The 19,533-nt window shown below is 75.7% G+C and carries 12 protein-coding genes and 2 pseudogenes; 11 read left to right on the top strand and 3 right to left on the bottom strand.

Going from position 1 to position 19,533, the window contains the following annotated elements; translation table 11 throughout:
• Positions 1-4 precede the first annotated feature (4 nt).
• The 6 genes from ACOQFB_RS11055 to lipB all read left to right on the top strand — a co-directional run bounded on the left by ACOQFB_RS11055 (position 5) and on the right by lipB (position 6,791).
• Positions 5-979, top strand: coding sequence for an alpha-ketoacid dehydrogenase subunit beta (locus ACOQFB_RS11055; protein WP_059437150.1), 975 nt, complete (start codon positions 5-7; stop codon positions 977-979).
• Between the two features lie 13 nt (positions 980-992).
• Positions 993-2,309 carry a dihydrolipoamide acetyltransferase family protein gene (locus ACOQFB_RS11050; protein ID WP_421610282.1) on the top strand — a complete coding sequence of 439 codons (1,317 nt, stop codon included), beginning with the start codon at positions 993-995 and terminating at the stop codon, positions 2,307-2,309.
• On the top strand, positions 2,306-3,082 hold the full coding sequence (locus tag ACOQFB_RS11045) for a TatD family hydrolase (RefSeq protein WP_421610281.1): 777 nt from the start codon (positions 2,306-2,308) through the stop codon (positions 3,080-3,082). Before ACOQFB_RS11050 ends, ACOQFB_RS11045 begins: the two co-directional genes overlap by 4 nt.
• 33 nt (positions 3,083-3,115) lie before the next feature.
• The gene (locus tag ACOQFB_RS11040; RefSeq protein WP_059438817.1) at positions 3,116-3,970 is read left to right on the top strand and encodes a tRNA threonylcarbamoyladenosine dehydratase; all 855 of its coding nucleotides are present in this window, start codon (positions 3,116-3,118) and stop codon (positions 3,968-3,970) included.
• A gap of 200 nt (positions 3,971-4,170) precedes the next feature.
• Positions 4,171-5,625, top strand: a complete 1,455-nt coding sequence (gene lpdA / locus ACOQFB_RS11035; RefSeq protein WP_421610280.1) for a dihydrolipoyl dehydrogenase — start codon at positions 4,171-4,173, stop codon at positions 5,623-5,625.
• Positions 5,626-5,693: 68 nt separating this feature from the next.
• Positions 5,694-6,791 carry a lipoyl(octanoyl) transferase LipB gene (gene lipB / locus ACOQFB_RS11030; RefSeq protein WP_421610279.1) on the top strand — a complete coding sequence of 366 codons (1,098 nt, stop codon included), beginning with the start codon at positions 5,694-5,696 and terminating at the stop codon, positions 6,789-6,791.
• Between the two features lie 536 nt (positions 6,792-7,327).
• Here lipB and ACOQFB_RS11025 read toward each other — a convergent pair.
• A pseudogene (locus ACOQFB_RS11025) lies at positions 7,328-8,128 on the bottom strand (serine/threonine-protein kinase); the annotation flags it as partial.
• Between the two features lie 27 nt (positions 8,129-8,155).
• Here ACOQFB_RS11025 and ACOQFB_RS11020 point away from each other — a divergent pair.
• Positions 8,156-9,778, top strand: a complete 1,623-nt coding sequence (locus ACOQFB_RS11020; RefSeq protein WP_059438813.1) for an OPT/YSL family transporter — start codon at positions 8,156-8,158, stop codon at positions 9,776-9,778.
• 2,087 nt (positions 9,779-11,865) lie between these two features.
• Here the strand turns inward: ACOQFB_RS11020 and ACOQFB_RS11015 are convergent.
• Positions 11,866-13,662 (bottom strand): annotated as a pseudogene (locus ACOQFB_RS11015) (serine/threonine-protein kinase); the annotation flags it as partial.
• A gap of 283 nt (positions 13,663-13,945) precedes the next feature.
• Here ACOQFB_RS11015 and ACOQFB_RS11010 point away from each other — a divergent pair.
• From ACOQFB_RS11010 to ACOQFB_RS11000, 3 genes are all read left to right on the top strand, one after another.
• Positions 13,946-15,382, top strand: coding sequence for a hypothetical protein (locus tag ACOQFB_RS11010; protein ID WP_494492567.1), 1,437 nt, complete (start codon positions 13,946-13,948; stop codon positions 15,380-15,382).
• A 14-nt stretch (positions 15,383-15,396) separates the two neighbouring features.
• Positions 15,397-15,762 carry an FHA domain-containing protein gene (locus ACOQFB_RS11005; protein WP_059439355.1) on the top strand — a complete coding sequence of 122 codons (366 nt, stop codon included), beginning with the start codon at positions 15,397-15,399 and terminating at the stop codon, positions 15,760-15,762.
• 220 nt (positions 15,763-15,982) lie between these two features.
• Entirely contained in the window at positions 15,983-17,380 is a 1,398-nt protein-coding gene (locus ACOQFB_RS11000; protein ID WP_059439356.1) for an aspartate kinase, read from the top strand.
• 51 nt (positions 17,381-17,431) lie between these two features.
• On the opposite strand, the gene hutH is transcribed toward ACOQFB_RS11000, so the two are convergent.
• On the bottom strand, positions 17,432-18,958 hold the full coding sequence (hutH, locus tag ACOQFB_RS10995; RefSeq protein ID WP_059439357.1) for a histidine ammonia-lyase: 1,527 nt from the start codon (positions 18,956-18,958) through the stop codon (positions 17,432-17,434).
• 139 nt (positions 18,959-19,097) lie between these two features.
• On the opposite strand from hutH, the gene ACOQFB_RS10990 reads away from it, so the two are divergent.
• Positions 19,098-19,502, top strand: a complete 405-nt coding sequence (locus ACOQFB_RS10990) for a helix-hairpin-helix domain-containing protein (RefSeq protein WP_059439358.1) — start codon at positions 19,098-19,100, stop codon at positions 19,500-19,502.
• The last annotated feature ends 31 nt before the right edge of the window (positions 19,503-19,533 follow it).

The following is a 19,533-nucleotide window of genomic DNA, read 5'->3' as shown; positions in this document are numbered from 1 at the left end:
CCGCATGCCCACCATGAACATCATCCAGGCGGTCAACGACGCGCTCCGGATCGAGATGCGCAAGGATCCGGACGTGGTGGTGCTGGGCGAGGACGTCGGCAAGTTCGGCGGCGTGTTCCGCGCCACGCAGGGGCTCTACGACGAGTTCGGCGCCGACCGCGTCATCGACACCCCGCTCGCCGAGGGCGGCATCATCGGCACCGCGGTGGGCATGGCGCTCTACGGCCTGAAGCCCGTGCCGGAGATCCAGTTCGCCGACTTCATCTTCCCGGCGTTCGACCAGATCGTGAACGAGGTGGCGAAGTACCGCTACCGCTCCGGCGGCCAGTACGCCTGCCCCATGGTCATCCGCACGCCGTACGGCGGCGGCATCAAGGGCGGCCACTACCACTCGCAGTCGCCGGAGGCGATGTTCATCCACACCGCCGGCCTGAAGGTGGTCGTGCCGTCCAACCCCTACGACGCCAAGGGGCTCCTCATCAGCGCCATCCGCGACCCGGACCCGGTGCTGTTCTTCGAGCCGAAGCGCGTCTACCGCGCCGCCAAGGGCGACGTCCCCGAGGGCGAGTACGCCGAGCCGCTCGGCAAGGCGAAGATCACGCGCGCCGGGAACCAGGTGACGGTGATGGCCTGGGGCTCGATGTGGCACGAGGTGGACCAGGCCGCGCGCGAGGCGGCGGCCGAGGGCTACGACTGCGAGGTCCTCGACCTGCGCTCGCTCCAGCCGCTCGACCTCGAGACCATCGTGGCCTCGGTGTCGAAGACCGGCCGCGCCATCGTGGTGCACGAGGCGCCGCGCACGTGCGGGTTCGGCGCGGAGATCGCCGCGCTCGTGCAGGAGCGCTGCTTCCTGCACCTGGAGGCGCCGGTGGCGCGCGTCACCGGCTTCGACACGCCGTTCCCGTACACGCTCGAGAACGAGTACCTGCCGCGCGCGCCGCGCATCCTGAAGGCCATCCGCGAGGTGGTCGCCTACTGAGGGGGAGTCGTCCATGGCCTACAAGCTCGAGCTCCCCGACATCGGCGAGGGGGTCGTCGAGGCGGAGGTCCAGCAGTGGTTCGTCGCCCCCGGCGACGCGATCACCGAGGACCAGCCGCTCGTCGAGGTGATGACCGACAAGGCGACGGTGGTGATCCCGTCGCCGAAGCGCGGCAAGGTGGTGAAGCTGTTCTGGAACGTGGGCGACGTCGCCAAGGTGCACTCGCCGCTCGTCGAGATCGAGCTCGACGACGCGCCGCCGCGCCCGGCGCCGGAGGCCCCGGTCCGCGCCGCCACCGCGGCGGCGACGGCGCAGGCGGCCGCGGCGGCGAGCGTCGCCGTGGGCCGGCCCGCCCAGGCCGAGGCGGCCGCTGCCCCCGCGCCCGCGCCCGCCGGCGCGAAGGCGCTCGCCACCCCCGCCGTGCGCGCCATGGCGCGGGAGCTCGGGATCGACGTCAACGCGGTGCCGGGCACCGGCCCCGGCGGCCGCGTCACCAAGGACGACCTGTCGCGCGCGCGCGGCAAGGTGAACGGGCACGGCGGCGAGACCGAGGTGCCGGCCGCGGCGCCCGCGCCCGCGACGGCCCGCGCGCCGGTCCCCGCGCCGGCGCCGTCCGGGCCGGCCGAGGCGGACGAGCGGATCCCGCTCCGCGGCATGCGGCGGAAGATCGCCGAGAACATGGCGCGCTCGAAGCGGACCGCCGCGCACTTCACGTTCGTGGAGCAGGCGGACGTCACCGAGCTGGTGCGGGTGAAGGACCGGATCGCCGCCGCCGCGAAGGAGGAGGGCGTGAGGGTCACGTTCCTGCCCTTCGTGGTGAAGGCGGTGGTGGCCGCGCTGCGCAAGTTCCCGAAGCTGAACGCGTCGCTCGACGACGAGCGCGGCGAGATCGTGGTGAAGCACCGCTACGACGTCGGCGTGGCCTCGGCCACCGACGCGGGCCTGGTGGTCCCGGTGATCCGCGCCGCCGACCGCCGCTCGCTCCTCGACCTCGCCCGCGAGATCGAGCGGCTCTCCCAGGACACCAAGGCCGGCCGCATCCGGCCCGAGGACCTGGGCAGCTCGACGTTCACCATCACCAGCCTGGGCGCGCTGGGCGGGCTGTTCGCCACCCCGGTGCTCAACCACCCCGAGGTCGGCATCCTGGGCATCCACCGCATCCGGCCCACGCCGGTGGTGCGCGACGGGCAGATCGTCGCGCGCGACGTGATGCACGTGTCGCTGACGAGCGACCACCGCGTGGTGGACGGGCACGAGGCGGCCGCGTTCACCTACCAGGTGATCAAGTACCTCGAGGATCCCAACCTGCTGTTCATGCAGCTGGTGTGATCGACTCGCACTGCCACCTCGACGGGCGCGCGTTCGACGCGGACCGGGCCGAGGCGCTGGCCCGGGCGCGCGCCGCCGGGGTCACCGACGTGGTCGTGCCGGCGGTGGGGCCGGACGGCTGGGCGGCGCTCGCGGCGTGGTCCGCCGCGACGCCGGGCGTCCACCACGGGCTCGGCATCCACCCGCAGCTCCTGCCCGAGCTCGACGCGCGCGGCGACGACCGCCGGCTCGCCGACCTCGAGGCCGCGCTCGCCCGCGGCGGCGCGGTGGCGGTGGGGGAGTGCGGGCTGGACGGGCCCAGCGTCGAGGCGGGCGCCCCCATGGATCGCCAGGTGGCGGTGCTGCGCGAGCACCTGGCGCTGGCGCGGCGCTTCCGGCTGCCGGTGATCCTGCACTGCCTGCGCGCGCACGAGCCGCTCCTGGCGCTGCTCGCCGAGGCGCCGCTCCCGGCGGGCGGCGTGCTGCACAGCTTCTCCGGCAGCGCCGACCAGGTCCGCGCCTACCTGCCCTCGGGCCTGCACTTCTCCTTCGCCGGCCCGCTCACGTACGAGCGCGCCCGCAAGCCGCTCGACGCCGCGCGGGCGGTGCCGCGGGAGCGACTGCTCGTCGAGACCGACGCGCCCGACCAGACCCCGCGCCCGCACCGCGGCCGCAACGAGCCCGCCTACCTCCCCGGCATCCTCGCCGCGCTGGCGGGCGCGCTCGGCGTCGGGGCGGAGGAGGCGGACGCGCTCACCACCGCGAACGCCCGAGCGCTGTTCCGGCTGGCTTGAGCGCCGCCCGCGGCCGCGCTACACCGGGCCCGCATGGCCGGCGACCGCCCCGTCTCCCCCCGCCTCGATCGCACCGCCCGGCTGCTCGGGCTCGAGGCCATGGACCGGCTGGCGCGGGCGCACGTGGTGGTGCTGGGGATCGGCGGCGTCGGGACGGTCGCCGCCGAGGCGCTCTGCCGCGCCGGGGTCGGCCGGCTCACGCTGGTGGACGGCGAGCGGATCGAGGAGACGAACGCGAACCGCCAGCTCCACGCGCTCGACGGCGCCTTCGGCGAGCCCAAGGCCGAGGCGCTGGCGGAGCGGCTCCGCCGCGTGGGCCCGGGGGCGCGGGTGGACGCGGTGGTGGAGCGCTACGACGAGGGCAGCGCGGCGCGGCTCGTGCCGGAGGGCGCGTCCTTCGTGGTGGACGCGATGGACACCGTGGTGGCGAAGCTGCACGTCATCGCCCGCTGCCTGGAGCACCGCATCCCCATCGTCACCTCGCTCGGCGCGGCGCGGCGGCTCGACCCCACCGCCATCCAGGTCACGGACCTCTGCGAGACGCACACCGACCAGCTCGCCAAGGACGTGCGCAAGTACCTGCGCCGCCGCTTCGGGATCTCGGCCACCGCGCCCACCGGCGTCACCGCGGTCTGGTCGGTGGAGGCGCCGCGGCCGACGCTGGCGCTGCCCGGGGACGAGGCCGGCATCCCCGGCACGCGCCCGCGGCTGCCCGGCGAGCGGCGCCGCGAGCCGAAGTGCTACGGGAGCGCCATGTTCGTCACCGGGGCGTTCGGCCTCGCCGCGGCCGCGGCCGTCGTCCACGCGCTCGGCGGCGTGGCCCCGGTCGCGCCGCGCACGCTCTCCGAGGCGGAGGCGAAGCGCCGGCGCAAGCCGCGCAGCCGCTGACGCGGTGCAGGGCGGGACCGCGCCGCCGGGCCGGGCCGCGCGGCCGCGCGCACCGGGCGGCCGCTGCCCGGACGGCCGGGCGCAGTGCCCTGTCCGGGAAGGCATTTTGCGTTTACCCGGCCTCATCCCGCCGTTAAAGTCCGCGCGTGCGCGGGGATGCCCGCGCGTCGATCTTCCAGCGCCTTCATCGAGGGAACGCCATGCCCACCCAGACCTACGACGCCATCGTGATCGGCGCCGGCACCGGCGGCTACCCGGCCGCCATCCGCCTCGCGCAGCTCGGCAAGAAGGTCGCCCTCGTCGAGAAGGACGCCACGCTGGGCGGGGTCTGCCTGAACTGGGGGTGCATCCCGTCGAAGGCGCTCATCGCGGCCGCCAACCTGGTGGACGAGATGCGCGGCGCCGCCGACCGCGGCATCATCGCCGAGCCGCCGCGCGTGGACGTCCCGAAGCTGCGCGAGTTCAAGGACGGCGTGGTGAAGAAGCTCACCGGCGGCGTGGCGCTGCTCGAGAAGGGCAACGGCGTCGAGGTGGTGCGGGGGACCGCGACCGTGGTCGGGCCGACGGCCGTCGAGGTGGCCGGCAAGGACGGGCAGAAGACCCGCCTCGAGGCCGGCGCGATCCTCGTCGCCACCGGTGCGCGGCCCATCGAGATCCCCGGGTTCGCGTTCGACGGGAAGGACGTCTGGAGCGCGCGGGAGGCGGTGGATCTCCCCGAGGTGCCGAAGCGCCTGGTCTGCATCGGCGGCGGCATCATCGGCATGGAGCTCGGGACCGTCTACGCGAAGCTCGGCGCGGAGGTGACGTTCCTCGAGGCGCTGCCGCAGGTGCTCACCGGCGTCGATCCGGACGCGGTGCGCCTGGTGCAGAAGGGGCTCCGGCAGCGCGGCGTGGCCGTGCACGTGAACGCGAAGGCCAAGGGCTACGAGCGCCGCGGGAAGGAGCTCGTCGTCAAGGTGGAGATCGACGGCAAGGAGCAGGAGCTCGCCTGCGACAAGATCCTCGTCGCGGTCGGCTTCAGGCCCAGCTCGGCCGGCTTCGGCCTGGAGCAGGTGGGCGTGAAGATCGGGCCGAAGGGCTTCATCGAGGTCGATCAGCAGTACCGCACCAGCGTGCCCACCATCTTCGCCGCCGGCGACGTGACCGGCCCGCCGCTGCTCGCGCACAAGGCGTCGAAGGAGGGCGAGATCGCGGCCGAGGTCATCGCCGGCCACAAGACCGTGCGCGACTGGGTGGCGATGCCCACCGCCATCTTCACCGACCCCGAGGTCGCCGCGGTGGGGCTCTCGGAGGAGGAGGCGCGCAAGCAGGGCTACGACCCCATCGTCGGCAAGTTCGCGTTCGGCGCGCTGGGCCGCGCCATCGCCATCCACCACACCGAGGGCTTCGTGAAGGTGGTGGGCGATCGCAAGACGAAGCTGCTGCTCGGCGCCAGCATCTGCGGGCCCGAGGCGGGCGACCTCATCGCCGAGGCCGCGCTGGCGCTGGAGATGGGCGCGTACCTCGAGGACGTGGCGCTCACCATCCACGCCCACCCGACGCTGCCCGAGGCCTTCAACGAGGCCTGCCGCGCCGCGCTCGGCGAGGCCATCCACATGCTGAACCGCCCGGAGCGCCCGAAGAAGGGCGAGGCCGCCGCGGGCGCCCGGGCCTGACGCGCGCGCTCCGCCGGGCGCGCGGCGCCGCCCCCGGGCGGCGCGCGGGACCGGCGGGGAGGGGACCGATGCCGCGCGTCCTGCGCACCTACCGCCTCGGCCGCGTCGAGTACGAGGACGGGCTCGCGCTCATGCGGCTCGCCGGCGACGCCGTCCGCGCCGGCACGCCCGCCGGGACCGACTTCCTGTTCCTGCTCGAGCACCCGCCGGTGCTGACGCTCGGGCGGAGCGCCGGGCGCGAGCACATCGTCGCGGCGCCGGCCTGGCTCGAGAAGCAGGGCTTCGAGATCCACGAGACCGACCGCGGCGGCGACGTCACCTACCACGGCCCCGGCCAGATCGTCGGCTACCCGGTGCTCGACCTGAACGGCCGCAGGGACGTGCGGCGGTACGTGGGCGCGCTGGAGGAGGCGATGATCCGCACCTGCGCCGACTTCGGCGTCGAGGCGGGCCGCCACCCCGAGCACCGCGGCTGCTGGGTGGGGCGCCGGAAGATCGGCGCCATCGGCGTGCACCTGTCGCGCTGGATCACCTCGCACGGCTTCGCGTTCAACGCCCGCACCGACCTCGCGCACTTCCAGGTGATCGTCCCGTGCGGCATCGCCGACCCGCGCCTGGGCGTGACCAGCCTCGAGGCCGAGCTGGCGTCGCGCAGCCGGGCCACGCCGGAGCAGGCCGAGATCGAGAACCGGCTGGCCGCGCACCTCGCCGACGTGCTGGAGCTGGCCCGCACCGACGCCGGGCCCGACCTGCGCACCATCTCGGTGGTGCCGGTGCGCGCGGACGGGCGCGTGCTCCTGCTCCGCCGCAGCGCCGAGCGCGGCGGCTTCTGGCAGCAGGTGACCGGGCGCATCGAGCCGGGCGAGTCGCCGGAGCAGGCCGCGCGGCGGGAGCTGCGGGAGGAGACCGGCGCCGACCTGCCGGTGGCCTCGCTCGGCTACCGGCACGCGTTCGGCCTCGACCCCAGCATCAACCGCGTCCGGCCGGGCGCGCTGGTGGTGGTGGAGGAGGTGGCGTTCGCGGCCCGGGTGCCGGACGGCTTCGAGCCGCGCCTGTCCGGCGAGCACACCGAGCACGCCTGGGTCACCGGCGAGGAGGCGGCCGCGCAGCTGCGCTTCCCCGGGCTGCGCCGGGCGGTGCGGCTCGCGCTCAGCGCCCGGCGCTGAGCCCCTCGAGCGCCTGCGCCGTCGCGACGAAGCCGCCGGGCGCGTCCCGGACCCACTCCGCGATCCGGTACACCGCGCCGCCCGCGCCGCTCGCCCGGGCCGAGCCGGATCTCGCCCGCGTGCAGGCACACCTCGACCCGGCAGCGCGCCCCCGCCGCGCGGGCCAGCGACTCGCTCAGCCCGGCCCCGAGCTCGGCGGCCTCGGCGCGCGCCGCGCGCGCCGCCTCGGGCACCGCCGGCAGGACGCGCGTGGCGAGCAGCGTCCCGCTGGCGCGGACGTCGATCTCCCACCCGGCCGCGGCCAGCCGGCCCGCGGCGGCGTCCTCCAGCTCGAACAGCGCCAGGACGTCGCCGGGCTCGAGCCCGCGCGCCGGCGCCAGCGACACGTGCAGGACGGCCGCGCGGGCCGCGTGCTCCTCGGCCTGGCCGGCCAGGCCCGCCGCCGACCGGAGCGCCTCCAGGAACGCGGGCGCCGAGCCGAAGCGCTCGTCGGGGCGCTTGGCCAGCGCGCGCTCCACCACCGCGTCCACCGCGGTCGGCACCGGCGCGAGCCGCCCGGGCCGCGGGGGCGGCGCGCTGAGGTGGAGCCGCTCCAGCTCGAACTGGTCCTCCGACCAGAACGGCAGCTCGCCGGTGAGGAGCTGGTAGAGCAGGACGCCCAGCGCGTAGACGTCGGCGCGCGCGTCCACCGCCTCGCCGCGGATCAGCTCCGGCGCCATGGCGTGCGCCGAGCCCAGCCGCTCGCCGGTGACGGTGATGCTCGGGTCGTCCGGGCCGGCGGCGTGGGCCACGCCGAAGTCGAGCAGCTTCACGCGGGGCGGGTCGCCGGTCTCCACGAACACGTTCGACGCCTTCACGTCGCGGTGCACCACGCCCGCCTGGTGCGCGGCGTCGAGCGCGGCGCACACCGGCGCGAGCAGCTCGACCGCCTCGGGCAGCGACAGGCGCCCGCGCGCGAACACCAGCTCGAGGAGGCTCCGCCCCTCCAGCAGCTCCATGGCCACGAAGGGCCGGCCGTCGGCGAGCGCTCCCAGCTCCAGGATCTCGACGACGTTCGGGTGGCTGAGGCGGGAGAGGATGCGCGCCTCGCGCACGAACCGGCTCGCCATCTCCGGCGACGCCGCGTAGACGTGCGACAGGACCTTCACCGCCGCGCGGCGCCCGGTGGCGCGGTGGGCCGCGAGGTAGACCACCCCGTGCCCGCCCGCCGCGAGCGAGCGGACCAGCTGCCAGTCCCCGGCGAAGGCGCCCGTCGAGAGCGTCTCCGGCGCCGGGGCGCGACCTCCAACCGGGGGCGTGATGCCGGGGAGGGGAAGGGTGGCCTTTTCTTCGGGCATCCTCGATCCCCGGTTTAGCATGGGCGCGTGAGCCTCACTCCCCGCGCCGTGCTGGCCGGCTCCGTGTTCGGCCTGCTCCTGGCGGCGGGCAACGTCTACATGGGGCTCCGGACGGGGTTCTGGGAGATCGGGATCGTCACCGCGACGGTGCTCGCCGCCGCGCTCTACCCGGCGCTCCGCCGCCGGGTGGATCCGGTGGAGGTCACGGTCATCCAGTCGATCGCCACGGCCACGGGGGCCGGTCCGGCGGCGGCGGGCCTGCTCGGCGCGGTCCCGGCCCTGGCCCTCCTGGGCGCGCCGGCGCCGGCGTGGGCGGTGATCGGGTTCGGGATCGGCGCCGGGGCGCTGGGGGTGCTGCTGGCGCACGGGCTCCGCCGGCGCCTGCTCGAGGACGAGAACCTCCCGTTCCCGAGCGGGATCGCCGCCGCCGAGGTGCTGCGCACCGCGGGGAGCACCGGCGCGCGCCCGCTCGGCCTCGCCGCCGCACTCTCGGCCGCGTTCACCGGTCTCCGCGACGGGCCGGGGTGGATCCCCGCCACGCTGCTGGCGGGCGGCCGGCTCGGCACGCTCGGCCTGGGCATGGCGCTCTCCCCCATGCTGGTCGGCGCGGGGGCGCTCGTCGGGGTGGCCAACGCCAGCGCGCTGGCGCTGGGCTCGGCGCTCGCCTGGTTCGTGATCACGCCCGCGCTGCTGCGGGCCGGCGTCCTCCCGGAGCTCTCCTACGTGACCGCCGCGAGCTGGCTGCTCTGGCCCGGCGTCGGGCTGGTGATCGGCGGCGCCGTGGTCTCGCTCGTCGCCGACCTGCGCGCGTTCGCGGCCGGGATGGCGGACGTGGGGGCGCTCGCGCGCGGCGCGTCGCGCTCGGCCGGCACCGTCGCGCTCACCGCCGGCGCCGTGATCCTGATGATCGGCGCGGCCCACGCCGGGCTGGGGCTCGACCTGGGCGCGGCCGTGCTGGTGGCGCTGCCCACGGTCATCGGCACGGTGGCCTGCGCCCGCGTCGCCGGCCGGACCGACGTCTCGCCCATCGGCGACGTCGGCCAGGTGCTGCAGGGCAGCGCCGGCGCGCTCGGGGCGGGCGCGGTGGGGGCGACCGGGGCCGGCGCGCTCGCCGCCTCCATCGCGAGCCAGACCACCATCTCGCTGTGGTCGCTGCGGGCCGGCGCGCGCCTCCGGGTCGCGCCGGCGCTCCAGCTCCGCGCCCAGATCCTGGGAGTGGTGCTCGGGTCCGTGGCGGCGGTTCCGCTCTACACCGCGTTCGTGCGCGCGCACGGGCTCGGGTCCGCGGAGCTGCCGGCCCCCACGGCCCTGCGGTGGCAGGCGCTGGCGGAGGCGGTCGGGGAGGGCGGACACCTGCCGCACGGCGCGCTGGCGCTGCTCGGGGCGAGCGCGATCCTGGGCATGCTGCTCGAGCTCGCCGGGCGTCGCCGGGCGCAGGGGAGGCTGCCGAGCCCCGGCGTGGTCGGGCTCGGCTTCCTGGTCCCGGCGCACTACGTCGGCGCGATGGTGGTGGGCGCGCTCCTCGGCGCGTGGGCGGCGCGGCGGGGCCGGGGCCGGTACGTGGAGCCGGTCGCGGCCGGTGCCATCGTGGGCGAGTCGGTGGTCGCGCTGACGGTCGCCGCGCTCATGAGCGCCGCCGGCCCCAGGTGATCCGGCGCGCCGTCGCGGGATCGCGTCAGCGGGGGACGGGCGAGGTCCCCGGCTCGCCCTCGATGCGGGCCAGCGACAGCCGGAGCCGCCGCTGCATCACGTTGGGGATCCGCGCCGCGAGCTCGAGCGCCTCGCGCATCGCCCTGCGCGCCTCGTCGTGCCGGCCGGCGCGGAGCGCCGCCAGCGCCCGCAGCTCCTGCACCTCGATCGGCTCCTGCTCGACCGACTCCGCGCGGGAGCGCTCGCAGAGCCGGTCCCACTCGGCGGGCCCGGCCCGGTCCAGCGTCAGCTCGACGGCCGCCTCGAGCACGGCGTCGGACGGGGCGAGCCGGGCCGCCGTCCGCGAGCGCTCGGCCTGGCGCACCTCCTCGAGCCAGCTCCGGGCCGCGTCGGTGTCGCCCACCCAGGCGTGCAGGCGCACCATGAGCAGGCGCGCCAGCGGCCGGGTCGCCACCTCGAGGTGCCGCCGCTCGATCTCGACGGCGCGGTGGACGTGCGGCAGGGCGGCCTCGGGAGCGCCGGACCAGTAGTGGAGCTCGGCGGCGTTGAACTGGCCGATGTACTCGATCCCGACCATCCCGAGATCGCGGCATCCGGACGAACGCGGCCTGGTCCTCCAGCGCGTGCCCGAGCTCGCCGCGCGCGATCCAGACGCTGCGGCGGTTGTTGAGGGCGGACGCGAGGTGGAGCGCGTCGCCGCGGGCGCTCGCGATCGCGAGGGCCCGCCCCAGCCCGCGCTCCGCGTCGGCGATCCGCCCGAGGACGGGGAGGGCGGCGCCCCCGAGCACCAGCGCCACGACCAGCGTCTCGTAGCCCTCGTCGCCGAGCGGCTCGGCCAGCACCGCCGCCGCCTCCACCGCCGCGGCGCCCTCCTGCCAGCGGCCCGCCCGCAGCATGGCCCGGCCGCGCGCCACCATGAGCCGGGCGGCGAGCAGCGGGCTCGGGCTGGTCCCGGCCAGCGCCTCGGCGGCCCGCAGCCGCTCCGAGGACGCGCCGTAGTCGTTCATCCAGTCGAGCGCGGTCGCCTCGTCGAGCAGGCACTCGATCTCGCCGCTGCGGTCGCGGAGCGCGCGGGCGGCGGCCGAGGCGGCGCCCAGGTCGGAGATGGCGTCGCGGTACCGGCCGAGCCGGTACCGGACCAGCCCGCGCCCCCGCAGCGCGGAGAAGCGGCCCCGCTCGTCGTCCTCGGCGAGGAGCGTGAGCACGCGGGTGTAGTGGGTCTCGGCCTCCACGTACGCGTGGCGCCCGCGCAGCGCCTCCGCGATCCGGAGCCACAGCGACGCCGCCTCCGGCCGCAGCCCGCAGGCCTCGGCGTGCACCGCGAGGCGGGGCAGCCGCTCGCCCTCCGGGATGTCGGCCGCGAGCAGGTAGTACCGGAACGCGGCGCGGTGGACCGCGCGCCGCTCCGGGTCCGACGCAGAGGCCGCCACCGCGTCGCGGAGCATGGGGTGCCGGAACGCGACGCGGTCCGCCCGCTCGGTGAGCACCCGCAGCTCGACCAGGCGCCGGGTGGCGACGTCCGGATCCAGGCTCACCAGCGGGCCGCCGCCCTCGCGATCGAGCTCCGCCACGATCCCGGCGACCTCCGCGCCCGTGACCTCGTCGGCGAGCAGCGCCACCAGGCGCGCGTGCGCGCCCAGCGCCTCCGGGAGCAGCGCCAGCTCCTGCTGGGCCAGCCAGTCCACCAGCGGAAGATCCGGCACGCGGTCCAGCTCGTCGGTGGCGACGTACCAGTTGCCGTCGGCCGCCTGCTGCCGCACCAGGCCCTGCGCGCGGAGCCCGCGCACCAGCTCGACCAGCAGCACCGGCACGCCGCGCGCGCGCTCGATCAGCCGGGCGATGGCGCGCGCCGGCACGTTCTCCGCCGGGAGCAGGAGGCGCCGGCACAGCTCCGCCGACTCGTCCGCGCCGAGGGGGCCGAGGGAGAGGTGGATCGCGCGCGCGGCGCGATCGCCGAGGGTGGGGCGCGCCGTGGCCAGCGCGGGGCGGCCCAGCGCGCACACGAACAGCGGGACGTCCGCCTCGGCGAGCGCCGCGTACTCGAGCGCGTCCAGCGCGGCGGTGTCGGCGAAGTGCGCGTCGTCGAGCAGGACGCAGAGCGGGCGCGCCCGCGCGCGCCGGCGCAGCGCCTCGCCGGTGGCGCGCATCGCGGCGGTCCGGAGCGCGCCCGGCGCGGCGCGCCACTGCCGGAGCGCCGGCTCGTCCGACCGGACCCAGCCCAGCGCGAGCGCGACCGGGGCCCACGCCTCGCGCCCGGCGTCCGGGACCAGGGCGCCGAGCAGGGCGCGGCCGCGGTCGGCGGGCGCCGGCGGCCTCGGCGGCAGCCCCAGCGCCCAGGCCAGCAGCGCGCGCAGCGTGTCGTCCTGGCCGACCATGCCGTCGCGGGCGCGGATCTCGAGCACCTCCGGCGCGCAGGGCAGGGCTCGCAGGCGCGCGGCCAGCTCCGCGCCGACCGACGTCTTGCCGATGCCGCCCTCGCCGGTGACCGCGGCGATCGCCGGGGCGTTGCGGAGGAGCGCGGCGTTCGCCGTGGTGACGAGGTGCTCCAGCACCGGCGCCCGCCCCACCAGGTGGGGCCGCGGCGCCTGGGACTCGCCGCCCGCGACGACGCGCAGCAGGCCGCCTCGCGCCGGGACGGTGCGCACGGTCGGGACGGCGGCGGCGGCGCGCGGGGTGAGGAGGACCTCGGCGTCCGCCGGGGCGCCCTCCGCCGCGTCGGCGGGCGCGAGCAGGTACCGCGAGCCGGCCGCGGCGTCGTGGACCATGACGCTGGCGAGGTCCACCACCGCGTGGCGGACGATCGCGTCGCGGAGGAGCGCGTGGGCGCCGTCGAGCGCCAGGCGGACCGCGTTCTCGCGCGCGCCCGGCTCGAACACGACCGAGGCGGCGCGGGTCCCGAGCGCGCCGAGGCGCCCGCCCACCGACTGCGCGGCGCGCTGCAGGTGCAGCACGTCCGTGTCGTAGGCGACGCGCAGCAGGCCGACGGTCCGGGGGCGCAGGGCGGGCGCGCGCGGCGCGTCGGCGGCGGCGCGGGGCTCGGCGACCGCGGCGAACGCCTCGCGGAGCGCGACCCGCAGCGCGCTCCCGTCGGCGTAGCGCGCCTCCGGGAGCTTGGCCAGGCAACGGAGGATGACCTCCTCGAGCGCCGGCGGCACGCCGGCGTGCTCGGACGGACGCCCGGGCCGGCGCGCCAGGTGCGCCTGCCGCTGCTCGCCCGGCGAGCCCTCGAACGGCGGCGCCCCGGTCACGAGCTCGAAGAGGATCGCGCCCGCCGCGTAGACGTCGGCGCGGGCGTCCGCCGCGTCGCCGCGGACCTGCTCCGGGGCCATGTACGCCGCCGTCCCGGCCGAAGCGCCCGCCGGCGCGTCCTCCGTCGCGACCGGCTCCGGGCCGTGCGCCAGCCCGAAGTCCACCAGCCGCGCGCCGCCGGGCTCCACGAACACGTGGCGCGGCTTGAGGTCGAGGTGGCGCCAGCCGCGGCCGTGGAGGGCCGCGAGCGCGTCCGCGAGCGCGAGCACCGCGTCGCGCAGGGTCTCGAGATCGAGCGGCCCGTCGACCGCGCGGACGCGGTCGGCGAGGGACGGCGCGGTGAGCCGCTCGAGCGCGACCCAGGCGCGGCCGTCCTCGAGCATGCCGCTCGCGAGCACCGCCGGCGCGAGCTCGGGGCCAATCTCGCGCAGCGCGGCGGCCTCGCGGAGGAGCTGGTCGCGCGCGCGCGGCGTGGAGCCCTGGGAGATCTTCACGGCGGCGGCGGTCCCGTCGCGGGTGCGTCGCGCCGACAGGATCTCGCCGAACCCGCCCCGTCCGATCACACCCTCGATCTCGAACCCCGGGATCGGCGGAAGTGCCGGCGGGCGGTGTCCGGGGGTGTTCACGGAACGCATCATACGATGCGCCGAAGGGTGGGTCCCGAGAAACCCGTGGCCGGCTGCCCGATATCCGCTTGGAGTAAAGCCGTGTGATCCTTAGGGACGCCGATCTGTCCCATTCACCCACAGCTTACCCCTGTCGAGTGTCACATGAACACGGGATATCGTACCCGTTTGAAGGGACAAAAAGTGGTGCGGAGCCGTGCCCAAAGGTGTGCGCCGGGGAGTGGCGGTGGGGCCCTATGCGCACACAGGCGACGGTGGGAGGAAACCGATGCACAACCAGGCTCGTTCGTTCGTGATTGCGGCGCTTCTCGTCGTCTCCAGCTCCGTTCGCGCGGCACCGGCCGAGAACGGCCTCCTCGAGAACGGCCTGCTGGGCAACGGCGTCTTCACCAACGGTCTCGTGGAGAACGGCGTCTTCACGAACGGCGTGTTCACCAACGGGGTCTTCACGAACGGCCTCGCGGAGAACGGCGTCTTCACGAACGGCGTGTTCACCAACGGGGTCTTCACGAACGGCCTTGCGGAGAACGGCGTCTTCACGAACGGCGTGTTCACCAACGGGGTCTTCACGAACGGCCTCGCGGAGAACGGCGTCTTCACGAACGGCGTGTTCACCAACGGGGTCTTCACGAACGGCCTCGCGGAGAACGGCGTGTTCACGAACGGCGTGTTCACGAACGGGGTCTTCACCAACGGCCTCGCGGAGAACGGCGTCTTCACGAACGGCGTGTTCACCAACGGGGTCTTCACGAACGGCCTCGCGGAGAACGGCGTCTTCACGAACGGCGTCTTCACGAACGGCGTCTTCACGAACGGCGTCTTCACGAACGGCGTGTTCACGAACGGGGTCTTCACCAACGGCGTGTTCACCAACGGCGTCTTCACGAACGGCATCCTGGAGAACGGCGTCTTTACGAACGGCGTGTTCACGAACGGGGTCTTCACGAACGGCGTGTTCACGAATGGCGTCTTCACCAATGGCATCCTGGGGAACGGCGTCTTCACCAACGGCGTGTTCACGAACGGCGTCTTCACGAACGGCGCCCGCCTCAACAACGGCCTGGCGTTCGGCGCCGGCACCTCCGGGCTCGCCGCGAGCGGCCTGACGGGCAGCGCCCTCGCGCAGCCTGCGTTCGCCGCCTGGTTCGACCGCGACGCCGGGTACTCGTCGATGGTGATGAAGTACCTCGCGCAGTGTGCGCTGCCGGCCGGCCAGGAGCTGTCGTACGCCCGCGGGGGCGAGACCTACACGTGGCGCGGCGGCCTGGGCCTCGCGCCACAGTGGGCCAAGGGCGGCACCATCCCCGCCGCCGAGCAGGAGCTCGTGAGCGCCTGCTTCGCCGCGCACACCAACGCGTTCGGCAAGCACGTCCAGATCTCGGTCCGCGGCTACGGCCCGTCCGGCGAGGCCATCCCCGTCACCGCCGAGGAGGTCGCCGGCTGGCGGTTCAGCGAGGCGACGTACTTCGGCAACATGTTCGACGGCTCCGGCGTGTACGTGGCGCTCTCGACGGACTCGCTCGACCCTCGCGTGTCCACGCCCCGCGGCTGCGCCGCCGAGCGCGGCATCCCGGGCTCCTGCGGGCCCATGGTCCAGGCCGGCCTCGCCGCCGACCGCTGCACGGCGGGCGCCGACGGCGTCACGCACGCGTCGTGCTCGGTGAACGGGCGGTCGTTCCGGCCCGTGCAGGTCTTCCTGAACGCGGCCGACGTGTCCATCTCGGAGTGACCGAGGAGCCTCCCATGCTCGCCACCTTCGACCTGGCAGGACCCGCCGCCGCGCCGTCGCTCGTCTGCAGCTTCGCGAGCCACCTCGACGCGTTCGGGCGCGTGCTGCGGTTGAGCGACGGCCTGACCATCGGCCGCGCCGACCAGGCCGACCTGCCCGTGGACGACCGCGGCGCGTCGCGGCTGCACGCGCGCATCGCCCGCCGGCAGGACGGCGCCTGGACGATCACCGACCTCGGCTCGACGAACGGCACGTTCGTGAACGGCGTGCGCGTCCGGTCCGCCGTCCTCCGGGACGGCGACGAGATCCGCGTCGGCGCGGTGACCGCGTTCCGGTTCTCGGCGCGCGGCGACCTCCGCCGCACCGCGCTCGCCGCCTAGCCGGCCACCGGCCGGCCGCGGGCCCCGGCGCCCGGATCCTCGACGCGCGAGGGTCCGGGCGTCTCGCGTTCCGGGCCGGGACGCCGCCGCCGTCCGGCTCGGCGGCCACGCCGTTCGCGGCCCGGGCGGGTGGCATGTGGCGCACGTTTGGGTATCATCGCGGTCCGTCCATCCCAGGCCCCGAGCCCCGAACCGCCACCCAGTCCCCGGAACCCTTCGCATGATCAGCGTCGAGAAGATCGGCGGCACCTCGATGTCCCGCTTCGACGAGGTGCTGCGCAACATCATGCTGCGCGACCCGAGCCGCGTGTACGGCCGGGTGTACGTCGTCTCCGCCTACGCCGGCGTCACCAACCAGCTCCTCGAGCACAAGAAGACCGGCGAGCCCGGCGTGTACGCCCGCTTCGCGAACGGCGGCGACTTCACCAGCGCCATCGAGGCGCTCACCGGCAAGCTGAAGGCCATCAACGCCGGCCTCGCGCCGCTCGGGCTCGATCTGGCCCGCGCCGACGGGTTCATCGAGAAGCGCATGAAGGAGCTGCGGGCGCTGCTCGACTCGATGCGCCACGTGCTCGCGAGCGGCTACGTGCGCCGCGACAGCGTGCTGCTCGCGGCGCGCGAGATGCTCGCGGCGGTGGGCGAGGCGCACAGCGCGTTCAACAGCGTGGAGATCCTCCGGGCGAAGGGCGTCGAGGCCTCGCTGATGGACCTCTCCGGCTTCGACGACGACGACCCGCTCACCATCGACGAGCGCATCCACAAGTGCTTCACCGGCGTGGACGTCACCCGCCAGGTGGTGGTGGTCACCGGGTACACGAAGGGCGTCGAGGGCATCATGCGGGAGTTCGACCGCGGGTACTCCGAGGTCACCTTCAGCAAGGTCGCGGTCGAGCTGCGGGCCGACGAGGCGGTCATCCACAAGGAGTACCACCTGTCCTCGGCCGACCCGGAGCTGGTCGGGGCGCAGAACACGGTGGTGGTCGGGATGACCAACTACGACGTGGCCGACCAGCTGGCCGACGTCGGGATGGAGGCGATCCACCCGAAGGCCGCGAAGCCCATGGAGCTCGCCGGCATCGCCATCCGCCTGAAGAATACGTTCGAGCCGGAGCACCCCGGCACGCTCATCACCAAGGACTACGTGGGCAGCCAGGCGCGCATCGAGGTGATCGCCGGGTCACCCAAGGTGAGCGCGGTGGAGATCCACGATCCGTCGATGGTCGGGACGGTGGGCTTCGACCTCGGGGTGATGGAGATCTTCCAGCGCCACGGGATCTCGTACATCCTGAAGGCCACCAACGCGAACTCGATCACGCACGTGGTCTGGGAGAAGTCGGTCTCCTCGGCCTTCGTGGAGGAGCTCGAGAACCAGTACCAGAAGGTGACGGTGGTCCCGTCCGCCATCGTGTGCGTCATCGGGAGCAACATCGCCTTCCCCGGCGTGCTGGCCCGCGCCACCCAGGCGCTCGCCGAGAACGGCATCAACGTGAACGCGTTCTCGCAGTCGCTGCGGCAGACGAACATGCAGTTCGTGATCGACCGCAAGGACTACAAGCAGGCGGTGATCGCGCTCAACCGGGCGCTCTGCCTGAACCCGCCCACGCAGGCGGTGGCGTAGCGCGGCTGCCGGCGCCGCCGCCCGCCCGGGCGGCGGCGGCCGGGACCAGGCTCACAGCTCCAGCGCGCCCTCGTCCACCAGCCGCGACACCGCCTCGATGTCGCGGTGCAGCGCCCGGTCCTCCGACAGGTGCGGGACGCGCTCGCGCAGGCGGGCGTGCGCCTCGGCCACGCGCTGGGCGGGGCGGAGCGGGGCGCGGAGGTCCAGCGCCTGCGCCGCGACCAGCAGCTCGATGGCGAGGCAGGTCCGGACGTTCTCCACCACCTGGCGCGCCTTCAGCGCGGCGGTCATGCCCATCGACACGTGGTCCTCGCGGCCCGCGGACGACGGGATCGAGTCCACCGAGGCCGGGTGGCAGAGCACCTTGTTCTCGGAGACCAGGGCCGCGCTCGTCACCTGCGCGATCATGAACCCGGAGTTGAGCCCGTGCTGCGGCGCCAGGAACGGCGGCAGCCCGGAGAGCGACGGGTTCACGAGCTGCTCCACGCGCCGCTCCGAGATGGCGGCGAGGTGCGAGGCGGCCACCGCGAGCACGTCCAGCGCGAGCGCCACCGGCTGCCCGTGGAAGTTGCCGCCGGACACGATCTCGCCGGTGTCCGGGAAGACGAGCGGGTTGTCGGTGGCGGCGTTCACCTCGCGCGCCAGCACGCCCCGGCAGAAGCCGATGCCGTCGCGCGCGGCGCCGTGCACCTGGGGCATGCAGCGGAGCGAGTAGGGGTCCTGCACCTTGTGGCAGCCGGGGCCCTGGTGCGACGCGTTCAGCTCGGAGCCGGCCAGCAGCGCGCGCAGGTGCGCGGCGGCGGCGATCTGGCCGGGCTGGCCGCGCGCCGCCTGGATCTCCGGCGCGAACGGCCGGTGCGAGCCGAGCAGCCCCTCCAGCGTCATGGCGCCGGCCAGGTCCGCGAGCGCCGCCAGCCGCTCGGCGCGGAGCAGCGCCAGCGTGCCCACCGCCGCCATGGCCTGCGTCCCGTTCACCAGCGCGAGGCCCTCCTTCGGCTGCAGCACCACCGGCTCGAGCCCCGCGCGCCGCAGCGCCTCGCCCCCCGGGAGCCGCTCCGGTGCGCCCGCCGCGCCCGGCGGCGCGAGGAACGCCTCGCCGTCGCCGATCAGCACCAGCGCCAGGTGCGCGAGCGGCGCGAGGTCGCCCGACGCGCCCACCGACCCGCGCTCCGGCACCACCGGCACCACGCCGCGCTCCAGCATGGCGAGCAGCAGGTCCAGCGTGCGCTCGCGGATGCCCGAGACCCCCTTCGCGAGCACGTTGGCGCGCAGCAGCACCAGCGCGCGCGCCTCCGCGAGCGGCAGCGGCGCGCCCACGCCCGCCGCGTGCGAGAGCACCAGGTTGCGCTGCAGCCGCTCGAGGTCGGCCCGCGGGATGCGCACCTCGGCGAGCGTCCCGAAGCCGGTGTTGATCCCGTAGTGCGCCTCGCCGTCCTCCAGCCGGGCGTCCACCAGCGCGCGGGAGCGCCGCACGCGCTCGCGCGCCGCGGGGGCGAGCGCCGCGCGGGCGGCCCCGGTCGCGACCGCGCGGACCTGCTCCAGCGTGAGGGTCTCGCCGTCGAGGAGGAGGGTTTCCATGGGCGCTCCGTGCAGGGATGGACCGGCGGCGCCTTCCTACACCGTCCGCGCGGCGGCCGCCGTCGCTTCCCGCCGGGGCACCCGCCGTGGTGTGTGCCCCGTGGCCCGGCCGGCTCCCCGGTTGCAGCGGGCGGGCCGCATGCCACGCCGCGTCGCGCTCGCCCTGGTGCTCGCCGCCGTCCTGCTGCCCGCGCGCTTCCGCGTCCAGGTGGAGTCCCCGCCCGCGCCGCCCGCCTGCGCGCCCGCCGGCCGCGGCGTGCCGCCGCGCCACTGGCTCGGCTGCGCCGCGGACCCCGGGGACCGCCGCCCGCTCGCGGCGGACGAGCGCCTGGTGCTGGGGCTACCCATCGACCCGAACACCGCCGGCGCGCGCGAGCTGGCCCACGTCCCCGGGCTCTCCCGGCGGCTCGCCGAGGCGGTGGTGCGCAGCCGGGAGCAGGACGGGCCGTTCCGCACGGCGGACGACCTCCGCCGCGTGCGCGGTATCGGCCCCCGCCGCCTGGAGCAGGCGCGCGGCGCGCTCCGGATCGAGGCAGCGCCGTAGCGACCCGACCGGCCCTGGGGTAGGCTCCTCC

Source organism: Anaeromyxobacter sp. Red801, assembly GCF_049201065.2.
Taxonomy (GTDB): Bacteria; Myxococcota; Myxococcia; order Myxococcales; family Anaeromyxobacteraceae; genus Anaeromyxobacter.
Note: the sequence above shows the minus strand (reverse complement) of the source record. Positions and strands in the feature narration are given on the sequence as shown.

What these genes read in the sequence shown, in the direction of transcription:
- ACOQFB_RS11055 (WP_059437150.1), top strand. Translation starts at nt 5, where the DNA reads ATGCCCACCATGAACATCATCCAGGCGGTCAACGACGCGCTCCGGATC.
- ACOQFB_RS11050 (WP_421610282.1), top strand. Translation starts at nt 993, where the DNA reads ATGGCCTACAAGCTCGAGCTCCCCGACATCGGCGAGGGGGTCGTCGAG.
- ACOQFB_RS11040 (WP_059438817.1), top strand. Translation starts at nt 3,116, where the DNA reads ATGGCCGGCGACCGCCCCGTCTCCCCCCGCCTCGATCGCACCGCCCGG.
- lpdA (WP_421610280.1), top strand. Translation starts at nt 4,171, where the DNA reads ATGCCCACCCAGACCTACGACGCCATCGTGATCGGCGCCGGCACCGGC.
- lipB (WP_421610279.1), top strand. Translation starts at nt 5,694, where the DNA reads ATGCCGCGCGTCCTGCGCACCTACCGCCTCGGCCGCGTCGAGTACGAG.
- ACOQFB_RS11005 (WP_059439355.1), top strand. Translation starts at nt 15,397, where the DNA reads ATGCTCGCCACCTTCGACCTGGCAGGACCCGCCGCCGCGCCGTCGCTC.
- ACOQFB_RS11000 (WP_059439356.1), top strand. Translation starts at nt 15,983, where the DNA reads ATGATCAGCGTCGAGAAGATCGGCGGCACCTCGATGTCCCGCTTCGAC.
- hutH (WP_059439357.1), bottom strand. Translation starts at nt 18,958, where the DNA reads ATGGAAACCCTCCTCCTCGACGGCGAGACCCTCACGCTGGAGCAGGTC.
- ACOQFB_RS10990 (WP_059439358.1), top strand. Translation starts at nt 19,098, where the DNA reads ATGCCACGCCGCGTCGCGCTCGCCCTGGTGCTCGCCGCCGTCCTGCTG.